Raw genomic sequence first — 9,961 nt, 5'->3', positions numbered from 1 at the left:
TGAAGGACACCGACGCCGAGATCGGCTTCGCGTTCGACGGCGACGGCGACCGCCTCGGCGTTGTCACGAAGGACGGCCAGATCATCTATCCGGACCGCCAGCTGATGCTGTTCGCGGAAGAAGTGCTCGTCGCGCGCATCGATGCCGGCGGACAGCACGGCCACCGGGCGGAACAGCTTGCGTACGAGATCGGCGACGAGCAGCAGCAGGATCGGGACGAGGATCAGCAGCGGCAATGCGGTGCGCCACGCGCTTTCGCGTGCGACGTCGTCGCGCATGCCGGCTTCCTGCGCGACCGCGATGCGCTCGCCGTTCGCGAAGGTCCGGACCATCACGCGATACGTGCTGCCGCCGGCATCGACCGTATGCAGCCCGTCGGCGAGCGTTGGCGCCAGCGCGAGCGGCGGCGTGCCGTCGCTGCCGGGCTGCGGTGTGCCGCCGAGCGGCTGCACGATCACGCGCGACAGCTCGTCGCTTTCGCGCGCGGGCCCGGTGCCGTCGGTATGGAGCGACGGCGTGTGCTCGCGGTCGAGCAGCGTCGCGACCTCGCGCAGCACGTCGTCCTGCAATTCGTGCGCTTCGTCGAATGCCGATGAAAACGCGAACGCGGCCGCGACCGTCGCGACGACCAGGATCGCGGCCGACAGCGCGACCGACAGGCGGAACCCGATCGATTCGTTCAGCCGTTTCTTGAAACCATCCATCCCGCACCCCTGACGTTCTTGATCACGGCGCTGCCAAGCTTGCGGCGCAGTGAATGGATCAGGAATTCGACCGCGTTGCTTTCGACTTCCTCGCCCCAGCCGTACAGGCGATCCTCGAGCTCGCGCCGCGACAGGATCGCACCCGGGCGCACCAGCAGCGCGCGCAGCAGTGCGAATTCGCGATTCGACAGCGGCACGGGTGCGTGCCCGTCGACGGCGGCCTCGCGCGTGGCCGGATCGAGCGACACGATGCCGTTGCTCAGCAGCGGCGCAGCCGAACCGGCCCGGCGCCGGATCGCGACGCGAATCCGCGCGAGCAGCTCGGCCATCTCGAACGGTTTCACGATGTAGTCGTCTGCGCCGCCGTCGAGGCCGGCCAGGCGATCGTCGAGCCCGTCGCGCGCGGTGACGATCAGCAGCGGCGCGCTGGCGTCCTTCGCGCGGATGGCGGCCAGCACGTCGAGCCCGTCGCGGCCGGGCAGGCCGAGGTCGAGCAGGATCAGGTCGTAGGGCTGCGCGGCGAACGCGGTCAACGCGCGCACGCCGTCGGTGACCCAGTCGGTGGCGTACGACGCGTCCTTCAACGCGGCATGGACGGCCTCGCCGATCATCGGGTCGTCTTCGACGAGCAGTATTCGCATGCGTGTTCTCCGTGCCGCGCAAACGCCGCCAGCGTATGCGATTCCCGCGCGTGCGTCACGCGTCGCGGCGCGCGGCGATCCTTATTTGCCGCTGAACCGGTCGAGGGCCGCGAGCAGGTTCTTCATTGCGGCGGCCGAATCGGCCTGGGTCGGATGGTCCGCGCGCAATGCGGAAAGCGCCCGGTCGATTTCCTGGTCGACCATGTGCCAGTCGGCGGCGGCGCGCGGCTTGAGGCCGGCTTCGGCCGAGTCCCACGCGATCTCGAGATCCTTGATGCGCGTTTTCGCGCCGGGCAGGTCGCCCTTGGCGACGAGCGTGTTCACGTCGACGGCGATCGTGCGGAACTGCGACAGGTCGCCGAGCTTCGAGGCGTGGGCCGCAGCAGGCGATGCGGCGGCCGAGGCGGGCGCCGAAGTCGCTGCGTTCGCATCCTGCTGCTTCGAGCAGCCGGCGGCGGCGCTCAGCAGGGCAATCGTGGCCGCGGCAACGGCGAGACGGGAAACGGGATGGGGGATGCGCATGGCGTGTCCTCGATTCGATGAAGGGAAAGAGCGGAAAGTAAAGGGCGTCATTCGGTGGTGCCGGCAGGCGTGCGCGGGCCGCTGCCGAACTGCGCGACGGCGACGAGCAGCACGATCACGGTCAGGAACAGCAGGCTCGTCCAGGCGGCGCCGAAGCCGAGCCCGCCATAGGTGCGGGCCTGCGTGAGCAGGTCGCCGAGCGACGCGCCGAACGGGCGCGTCAGGATGTACGCGATCCAGAACGCCAGCACCGCATTGGCGCCGAGTCGCCACATCGCGAACACGGCCGCGATCAATGCGCCGAAGCACAGCGCGCCGAGCGTGAAGCCGAGCCCGAGCGCCTCGGTGGCGAGATCGCCCGCGGCGGTGCCCAGCGCGAACGTGCAGAGGATCGCGGCCCAGTAGAACAGCTCGCGCCGTGGCGTGACGATCGTGTCGATCGACAGCGTGCCTTCGACGCGATGCCACACGAAGAAGATCGCGGCGAGCCCGATGGCAAACGCGGCGGTGCTCGCATAGAGGCTGACGTTCAGGACGTCGGTGAGGAGGTCGGTGATCTGCGTGCCGACGATGCTGACCAGCACCACCGTGAGCCAGTAGATCCACGGCACGTAGCGGCGCGTGCGCAACTGCAGCCACAGCGCGATCGCGAGCAGCGACGCCATCGCGACGCGGGTGACGGTCTGGCCGAGCCCCGCGTTGACCGCGAGAAAGTCCGCGCCGGTTTCGCCGACCGTGGTCGACATGATCTTGATGATCCAGAACGACAGTGCGACGTCGGGCACCTTGTTCAGCCAGTGCGGCGGGCGATGGGCGGGCAGGGATTGCATGCGATGCCTCCTTGGCAATCGGGTGGTCGGCATGCAGTCTGAAACCCAAGACTTAGGCCAGCCATAGCGAGGCCGGCAGCGGGAAAAAAGCGCCATTTCGACGTTTCGACGAAATGTGTCGTCGGAACGTCGAAATTATCGGTCGTTTCGCATCATTCTTCGTCTTGGAACTGATTTTGAGCGTCCCTAAACTGTGTTCATGGCTCAACGCCGTTCACAACACCAACCCATCATCAGGAGATAAGCGCATGAAAATCGCCATCGTCGGCGCAGGTCTGATCGGCCACACCATTGCTCACATGCTGCGTGAAACGGGCGACTACGAAGTCGTCGCGTTCGACCGTGATGCGGATGCGCTTGCAAAGCTGTCGCGCGAAGGCATCGCGACGCAACGGGTCGATTCGGCCGACGCGAACGCGATTCGCGAAGCCGTGAAGGGCTTCGATGCGCTCGTCAACGCACTGCCTTACTACCTCGCGGTCAACGTGGCCGCCGCCGCGAAGGCTGCCGGCGTGCACTACTTCGACCTGACCGAAGACGTGCGCGCAACCCACGCGATCCGCGAACTGGCCGAAGGCTCCGACCGTGCGTTCATGCCGCAGTGCGGCCTTGCACCGGGCTTCATCGGTCTCGCCGCACATGAGCTGGTGAACGGCTTCAGCGAAGTACGCGACGTGAAGATGCGCGTCGGCGCGCTGCCCGAGTATCCGACCAACGCGCTGAAGTACAACCTGACGTGGAGCGTCGACGGCCTGATCAACGAATACTGCCAGCCGTGCGAAGCGATCCGCGACGGCCGCAAGCAATGGGTGCAGCCGCTCGAAGGCCTCGAGCACTTCTCGCTGGACGGCACCGAATACGAAGCGTTCAACACGTCGGGCGGCCTCGGCACGCTGTGCGAAACGCTGTCGGGCAAGGTCGAGACGCTCGACTACAAGTCGGTGCGCTATCCGGGCCACCGCGATCTCGTGCAGTTCCTGCTCGAAGACCTGCGCCTGTCGACCGACCGTGACACGCTGAAGTCGATCATGCGCCGCGCGGTGCCGTCGACGAAGCAGGACGTCGTGCTCGTGTTCATCACGGTGACGGGCGTGAAGGACGGCCAGCTGGTGCAGGACGTGTTCACGCGCAAGATTTTCGCGAAGGACGTGTGCGGGATGCACATGAGCGCGATCCAGATCACGACGGCCGGCGCGATGTGCGCGGTGCTGGATCTGTTCCGCGAAAAGAAGCTGCCGCAGAGCGGTTTCATCCCGCAGGAAAAGGTGTCGCTGAAGGCGTTCCTGTCGAACCGCTTCGGCAAGCTGTACGAAGGCGGCACGATGGAGCGCGTGCACGAAGTGGCCTGACCACCCGCCAGCCTCAGGCACGAGGGCCGTACGACGCCGGGAGCGCAGCAGCGCTTCCGGCGTTGTTTTTTGCGGGGAACGAAAAAAGGGCGGCGGTCAGGCCGGCAGCGGCGGGACGATCGTGGCCGCGGGAGGGGGCGGCGCGATGCGGTACAGCAAGGTGTCGACGTCGGCGTCGGACGGCGCGGTGTTGTCGAACATCACGATACCGTCGCATTCGTGGCCGGTCGGCACGAAGCGGCGCTGCCGATATTCGTCCCAGTGCGTGAGCTTGTAGGCATCGTTCGGGTTGCCGCGCGCGACGATTCGCTGGTGCGCGACGTCTTCCGACGTGTGGACCCAGACGACCGTCAGCGTGACGTCGGGTGTGATGCCGAGCCACGCACGGTCGAGAATGCGGCGATCGCGCACTTCGCGCGACAGCGGGCCGACCACGAGCGCGCCGATGCCGAGCGCGAGATTTTCACGGGCCGTGTCGAGCAGGCCCTGGTATTCGGGATCGCGCAGGTGCTTCAGGTAGAGCGGACTGTCGCGGTCGTTCGGATCCTCGGTGAGCGCACCCATCGCGGCCGAGCTGTAGCGGCCGTACAGCGTGTCCTTGTCGAGCAGGCAGAAGGCCTCGCCGGTCGCGCGCATCAGCGGCCCGATGAGCCGCTTCGCGAGCGTGGTCTTGCCGGTGCCGGCGTGACCGCAGAAGAACACCAGGTGCGTCACGAAGCCTTGCCTCCCGAGCGCGGGCCCGACGCGCCGTTGCGCTTGTCGCCGCGCGAGAAGACCTCCGCTTCCAGCCACATCGCGTTGATGATGCCGAAGCCGAGCGCCACGCCGATGCCGAGTATCCACGAGAAATACCACATGGGTCAGTCTCCTTGACGGTTGGGCCGCACGGCCGTGCGGCTTGTGGTCCGAAGTGTCCGGGTGCGCATGCTGCGGCGCACGCAGACCGATCATGACCAATATCGCCGTGCCGCGCAAGCCGGGCCGCCCGCGCAGCAAACCGGTAAACTGATGCGCAAACCGCAACATCACGGACAACATGCTGATCAACTGTGCTGCATACCAGGACGGCCGCAAGCTGGCCGACATCGATATCGACGCCATCAGCGACTACGTGTCGAAGCCCGAATGCTTCGTGTGGGTCGCGCTGAAGGATCCGACGCCTGCCGAACTCGACCTGATGGGCGAGGAGTTCGGGCTGCACGAACTGGCGCTCGAGGATGCCCGCAAGGGGCATCAGCGCCCGAAGATCGAGGAGTACGGCGATTCGCTGTTCGCGGTGCTGCATATGGTCGAGCTGGACGACGACGATGAATTGAACGTCGGCGAGCTGAACGTGTTCGTCGGACCGAATTACGTGCTGTCGATCCGCAACCATACCGAGCAGGATTTCCGCGACGTGCGCAAGCGTTGCGAGCGCGAGCCGCATCTGCTCCAGGAGGGCTCGGCATTCGTGTTCTACGCGCTGATGGACCAGGTCGTCGACCGCTATTTCCCGATCCTCGAAACGCTCGGCACCGAGCTCGAGGAGCTCGAGGACCGCATCTTCGCGAAGGCCACGCCCGCGTCGTCGCGCGCGATCATCGAGGATCTCTATTCGCTGAAGCGCCGGCTCGTGATGCTGTACCAGCACACGGCGCCGTTGGTCGAGCCGCTTGCGAAGCTCACCGGCGGGCGCATTCCGCAGGTCTGCAGCGGCATGGAGCCGTACTTCCGCGACGTGTACGACCATCTGCAGCGGATCGTGAAGACGATCGAAGGGCGGCGCGAGATGGTGGTCACGGCGATCCAGGTCAATCTCGGGATGATTTCGCTGGCCGAGAGCGAAGTGACGAAGCGGCTCGGCTCGTTCGCCGCGCTGTTCGCGATCCCGACGATGATCGCCGGCATCTACGGGATGAACTTCGCGAACATGCCCGAACTGCACCTGAAATACGGTTTCTACGGCTGTATCGCCGTGATGGTCGTCGCCGACTTCGCGCTGTGGTGGCGATTCAAGCGGGCAGGGTGGCTGTAGTCTCGCTTCACGCGCGGGGCGGCGCGTGCTTGCCGATCACGACGCGCCACGGACGCACGCGCCACGATTTCACGAGACCGTTCTGCACGTACGGATCGGCGCGCGCGAACGACTCGGCCGCCTCCGGCGAATCCCCTTCGAACACGAGCACGGCCTGATCGGCCGGATCCGACAGCGCGCCGGCGAGCACGAGTTCGCCGCGTTCGGTCGCAGCCTGCGCAAGTGCGAGGTGCTGGGCGCGGAACGGTTCGCGACGGGACAGGTAATCGTCGACGAGTTCGTAGGTCAACTGGTAATGCATGGTGGCTCCGGGAAGAATCGCGGCGGCCGGTGCGTCAGCGCGCCGTCAGTCAGTCTGCTGCGGGCAGTATAGGGCAGGCGGACGCCAGCGACACGACACGAATGGCGGCGCGATTGCGTCAAAAATGCAACTAACGGTCTGGGCGCTGACCGTCCTGAAATCCCGACCGCAACGCACCTCCAATGCAGCCAGGTCTTCAGGCCGGGGCCGGGCAGTCTATCCCTACGCCTTGTAGCCGATCGTGCGCAGCAGGTCCTTGCGCCAGCGGATGTCGTCGTCATTTTCGACTCCGAGCGGCCCGAAGCCGTCGACGACGCCGACGACCCCGCGCCCTTGCGCGGTTTCCGCGACGATCACCTCGGTCGGGTTCGCGGTCGCGCAGTAGATGCGGCAGACCTCCGGCACGCCCTTGATCGCATTGAGGACGTTGACCGGAAAGAATCCGTCGCCGAGGCACACGATGAACGCGTGACCGGCGCCGATCGCGCTGGCGTTGCGGCAGGCCAGTTCGACGAGCGCCGCATCGGTGCCGGAGTGGCGCACCAGCCGCTTGCCCGACGCCTCGCAGAAGGCGAGCCCGAAGCGGATGCCGGGCACGGTGCCGACCAGCGCCTCGTGGATGTCCTCGACGGACTTGATGAAATGCGACTGGCCGAGGATGAAGTTCACGGTCTCGGGCTTGTCGATGGCAACAGTGTGCAGTTGCAGCATGGCGGACCTCGTCTCGCGATGCGGCGCGTGCGCCGCAATGGGCCCTTCAAGCTTAATACGCGGCGGCCGGCGACGAAAGCCGCGAGGGCGGCCTATCCTTCGTTGTGTGTGGCGCGAGCGCTGCACGAAGGCAACGGAGGCAGACATGGACGTGCGACAAGGCTTCGTCGACTGCGTGGGGCGCACGCCGCTGATTCGCTTGACGAAGCTCAGCGCCGAGACGGGCTGCGAGATCCTGGGCAAGGCGGAATTCATGAATCCGGGCGGGTCGGTGAAGGACCGCGCGGCGCTCTACATCATCCGCGACGCCGAGCGGCGTGGCGTGCTGAAGCCGGGCGGCACCGTCGTCGAGGGTACGGCGGGCAACACCGGCATCGGTCTGGCGCATATCTGCGCGGCGCGCGGCTATCGCTGCGTGATCGTGATTCCCGACACGCAATCGCCGGACAAGCTGGCTATCCTGCGCACGCTCGGCGCCGAGGTGCGACCGGTGCCGGCGGCGCCTTACCGTGACCCGAACAACTATCAGAAGATTGCCGGGCGGCTCGCTGACGAACTCGACAACGCAGTGTGGGCCAATCAGTTCGACAACGTGATCAATCGGCAGGCGCACTACGAGACGACCGGGCCCGAAATCTGGCGCGATACGGCGGGCACGATCGATGCGTTCGTCTGCGCGACCGGGACGGGTGGCACGCTGGCCGGCGTGAGCCGTTATCTGAAAGAGCAGAATCCGGACGTCCGGATCGTGCTGGCCGACCCGCACGGCAGCGGGCTCTACGGGTACGTGAAAACGGGCGACCTCGGCGCAGAAGGCAGCTCGATCACCGAAGGCATCGGATCGACGCGCGTCACCGAAAACCTTGCGGGCACGCCGATCGACGACGCCGTACGGATCGACGATCAGCAGTGCGTGACGATGGTCTACCGGCTGCTGCGCGAGGAAGGGCTGTATGTCGGCGGATCGAGCGGCATCAATGTTGCGGCGGCGGTCTGGCTGGCCCGCCGGATGGGGCCGGGGCACACGATCGTGACCTTGCTGTGCGATCGTGGTGACATCTATCGCGCGCGGCTTTTCAATCGGGAATGGCTACGCGAAAAAGGCCTGGACCCGGGGGACTGAACCCGGGATTCGAGCCCGTGGGAGGCGCGGGAGCGGTGAGGATTTCCATCCGCCGGAATGCGACCTATGCTGAACGAATCCGGTGCGAACGCCGTTCGCCCGTTTCGCCCAGACGAGGTGTGCCATGCCTGTGTCAGCCACCCTGCAGGATTGCCTGCGTCAGAAGTCATCGCGGTACGAAGTGGTGTACCACCCCTATAGCCATACGAGCATGGAGACGGCCGCCGCCGCGCATATTCCCGGCGATCGCCTCGCGAAAACCGTGCTCCTCGAAGACGACGAAGGCTACGTCGCCGCCGTATTGCCGACCACGTACGCCGTACACCTGTCGGATCTCTGGGTGAAGACGGGACGCCATCTCGTGCTCGCCCGGGAGGTCGAGCTGCGCGAGCTGTTCAAGGATTGCGACATGGGCGCGTTGCCGCCGGTATGCATGGCGTACGGCATGAAGACGTTTCTCGAGGAACGTCTCGCGCAGCAGCCGGAAGTCTATTTCGAGGCCGGCGACCACGAAGCGCTGATCCACATGATGCAGGATGAATTCCTGATGCTGATGGAGACAGCCGAGCGCGCGCATTTCTCGCACAAGATGCAGGGCATGCACTCCTGACGCGTGCGGTGCATCGGCGCCGGTCGGTGCCTGTGTGACACGGTTGTGTGTCGAGGCAGTGGGTATGTCGCGCGATAGTTAATTCGATATGCGAAATTATTGTGTCGATCTTTGGTCGATGTGTCGACCTTGGATTTGAATCGCATTCCGGATTAACCGTTCGGATATCCAGAGGGTGTTGGATGTCTTGAGGAATCGCTGTTCGGCCGGTTCGAGGTGGTCGGACAGCGCAATGCGCGACCGATGCGGACGTTGACGAGAGGAGGGCATGCACCGTCCCGGTTGCTTCTCTTGTGGCCGATTTTGATGCAGTGCGGGAAATATGCCGGTATTTATGTTGAAACAACTTAATATCCGTTTTCGCATATATCCATACAATTCAATTACCGTTTTAATAATAAAAGTTTGATTTGTGCTTACCGGAATATTATTTGAATAAACCCTCCAAACTTTGTATTCGGGTATCAAATAAAGTTTGACGTCAAAATTTTTTCCTTGCTATCTTCTGCACCCAAGTGAACGGCGCAATTGACATCGGCGTGTAACGAACGACGAATCGTCAGACGAAACACGAGGCGCCGCCCGCTCAGCTGACAATTGCCTGAACGTGCAGGCGCGTGGTTTTACGGTGTAAAACCGGGCCGCGCCGGCCGGAACGATTCCTTGAAAAAGAATGAATTGGAATTCGAATGTAATTCTTTCAATTCGGATTGCTAATTGAATTTGAAATGAAATGTTCGGGTTGATGCGGTGGCGATGCCGACCTGGCTTTGCCGCCGGCAGCGATCCGGAACTGGGCGAATCGCTTGGGGGATGGATGGTGGGCATGAAAGTCGAAGAACATCTGGCTACGTCGAACAGCGGACTGGCTACGCTGGGCCGCCCGCGGGAGTTCGGCAAGAAGCAACAGAATCCGGTACGCCGGTTCGGCGGCATCGGAATCGTCCTGGTGCTGCATGCAGTGCTGATCTACGCGCTGCTCAACGGCCTCGCGACGAAAGTCGTGCAGGTGATCCAGCACCCGATCGAAACCCGCATCATCGAGCCGGTCAAGCCACCGCCGCCACCGCCGATGCCCGTGGTCAAACTCCCGCCGCCGAAATTCGCGCCGCCGCCGCCGCCGGTCGTCCCGCCGCCGGAAGTGCCGGTGCAGGCG

Annotated in this window: 11 protein-coding genes and 2 pseudogenes; 5 read left to right on the top strand and 8 right to left on the bottom strand. The window is 64.7% G+C overall.

What is annotated here, in order from left to right; all coding sequences use genetic code 11:
• From G3N93_RS26270 to G3N93_RS26255, 4 genes and pseudogenes are all read right to left on the bottom strand, one after another.
• Nucleotides 1-704: pseudogene (locus G3N93_RS26270) on the bottom strand (two-component sensor histidine kinase); the annotation flags it as partial.
• Nucleotides 680-1,345, bottom strand: a complete 666-nt coding sequence (locus G3N93_RS26265; protein ID WP_206134279.1) for a response regulator transcription factor — start codon at nt 1,343-1,345, stop codon at nt 680-682. The gene G3N93_RS26265 and the pseudogene G3N93_RS26270, both read right to left, overlap by 25 nt.
• 81 nt (nt 1,346-1,426) lie before the next feature.
• Nucleotides 1,427-1,867 carry a hypothetical protein gene (locus tag G3N93_RS26260; protein WP_174945358.1) on the bottom strand — a complete coding sequence of 147 codons (441 nt, stop codon included), beginning with the start codon at nt 1,865-1,867 and terminating at the stop codon, nt 1,427-1,429.
• Between the two features lie 47 nt (nt 1,868-1,914).
• Entirely contained in the window at nt 1,915-2,697 is a 783-nt protein-coding gene (locus G3N93_RS26255; RefSeq protein WP_206134278.1) for a hypothetical protein, read from the bottom strand.
• Nucleotides 2,698-2,945: 248 nt separating this feature from the next.
• Between G3N93_RS26255 and G3N93_RS26250 the strand changes: the two genes are divergently transcribed.
• Nucleotides 2,946-4,046 carry a saccharopine dehydrogenase family protein gene (locus G3N93_RS26250; RefSeq protein ID WP_039357959.1) on the top strand — a complete coding sequence of 367 codons (1,101 nt, stop codon included), beginning with the start codon at nt 2,946-2,948 and terminating at the stop codon, nt 4,044-4,046.
• Between the two features lie 96 nt (nt 4,047-4,142).
• On the opposite strand, the gene G3N93_RS26245 is transcribed toward G3N93_RS26250, so the two are convergent.
• Nucleotides 4,143-4,760: an ATP-binding protein gene (locus tag G3N93_RS26245; protein ID WP_174933966.1), complete on the bottom strand. Its 618-nt coding sequence runs from the start codon at nt 4,758-4,760 to the stop codon at nt 4,143-4,145.
• Nucleotides 4,757-4,903 (bottom strand): cytochrome bd-I oxidase subunit CydX, encoded by a 147-nt coding sequence (gene cydX, locus G3N93_RS26240; protein ID WP_089472869.1) that lies wholly within the window; start codon nt 4,901-4,903, stop codon nt 4,757-4,759. Before cydX ends, G3N93_RS26245 begins: the two co-directional genes overlap by 4 nt.
• Before the next feature lie 179 nt (nt 4,904-5,082).
• Here cydX and corA point away from each other — a divergent pair, with 179 nt between their 5' ends.
• Nucleotides 5,083-6,060 carry a magnesium/cobalt transporter CorA gene (gene corA / locus G3N93_RS26235; protein ID WP_174933968.1) on the top strand — a complete coding sequence of 326 codons (978 nt, stop codon included), beginning with the start codon at nt 5,083-5,085 and terminating at the stop codon, nt 6,058-6,060.
• Between the two features lie 7 nt (nt 6,061-6,067).
• Here corA and G3N93_RS26230 read toward each other — a convergent pair whose 3' ends face one another.
• Complete coding sequence (locus tag G3N93_RS26230; protein WP_011352164.1) at nt 6,068-6,361, bottom strand: YciI-like protein; 294 nt, start codon at nt 6,359-6,361, stop codon at nt 6,068-6,070.
• Nucleotides 6,362-6,583: 222 nt separating this feature from the next.
• A complete protein-coding gene (locus G3N93_RS26225) occupies nt 6,584-7,072 on the bottom strand; it encodes an adenosine-specific kinase (RefSeq protein ID WP_206134277.1) in 489 nt (162 codons plus the stop codon).
• A gap of 145 nt (nt 7,073-7,217) precedes the next feature.
• Between G3N93_RS26225 and G3N93_RS26220 the strand changes: the two genes are divergently transcribed.
• The 3 genes and pseudogenes from G3N93_RS26220 to G3N93_RS26210 form a co-directional block, all read left to right on the top strand.
• On the top strand, nt 7,218-8,195 hold the full coding sequence (locus G3N93_RS26220; protein ID WP_174986192.1) for a cysteine synthase A: 978 nt from the start codon (nt 7,218-7,220) through the stop codon (nt 8,193-8,195).
• A 124-nt stretch (nt 8,196-8,319) separates the two neighbouring features.
• Nucleotides 8,320-8,805, top strand: coding sequence for an aminoacyl-tRNA deacylase (locus G3N93_RS26215; RefSeq protein ID WP_206134276.1), 486 nt, complete (start codon nt 8,320-8,322; stop codon nt 8,803-8,805).
• An 826-nt stretch (nt 8,806-9,631) separates the two neighbouring features.
• A pseudogene (locus tag G3N93_RS26210) lies at nt 9,632-9,961 on the top strand (energy transducer TonB); the annotation flags it as partial.

The sequence above is a fragment of the Burkholderia sp. Se-20378 genome (genome assembly GCF_017104665.1).
GTDB lineage: Bacteria > Pseudomonadota > Gammaproteobacteria > Burkholderiales > Burkholderiaceae > Burkholderia > Burkholderia lata.
The sequence above is the reverse complement of the archived record's forward strand: the minus strand, read 5'-3'. Positions and strand labels throughout refer to the sequence as shown.

What these genes read in the sequence shown, in the direction of transcription:
- G3N93_RS26265 (WP_206134279.1), bottom strand. Translation starts at nt 1,345, where the DNA reads ATGCGAATACTGCTCGTCGAAGACGACCCGATGATCGGCGAGGCCGTC.
- G3N93_RS26260 (WP_174945358.1), bottom strand. Translation starts at nt 1,867, where the DNA reads ATGCGCATCCCCCATCCCGTTTCCCGTCTCGCCGTTGCCGCGGCCACG.
- G3N93_RS26255 (WP_206134278.1), bottom strand. Translation starts at nt 2,697, where the DNA reads ATGCAATCCCTGCCCGCCCATCGCCCGCCGCACTGGCTGAACAAGGTG.
- G3N93_RS26250 (WP_039357959.1), top strand. Translation starts at nt 2,946, where the DNA reads ATGAAAATCGCCATCGTCGGCGCAGGTCTGATCGGCCACACCATTGCT.
- cydX (WP_089472869.1), bottom strand. Translation starts at nt 4,903, where the DNA reads ATGTGGTATTTCTCGTGGATACTCGGCATCGGCGTGGCGCTCGGCTTC.
- corA (WP_174933968.1), top strand. Translation starts at nt 5,083, where the DNA reads ATGCTGATCAACTGTGCTGCATACCAGGACGGCCGCAAGCTGGCCGAC.
- G3N93_RS26230 (WP_011352164.1), bottom strand. Translation starts at nt 6,361, where the DNA reads ATGCATTACCAGTTGACCTACGAACTCGTCGACGATTACCTGTCCCGT.
- G3N93_RS26225 (WP_206134277.1), bottom strand. Translation starts at nt 7,072, where the DNA reads ATGCTGCAACTGCACACTGTTGCCATCGACAAGCCCGAGACCGTGAAC.
- G3N93_RS26220 (WP_174986192.1), top strand. Translation starts at nt 7,218, where the DNA reads ATGGACGTGCGACAAGGCTTCGTCGACTGCGTGGGGCGCACGCCGCTG.
- G3N93_RS26215 (WP_206134276.1), top strand. Translation starts at nt 8,320, where the DNA reads ATGCCTGTGTCAGCCACCCTGCAGGATTGCCTGCGTCAGAAGTCATCG.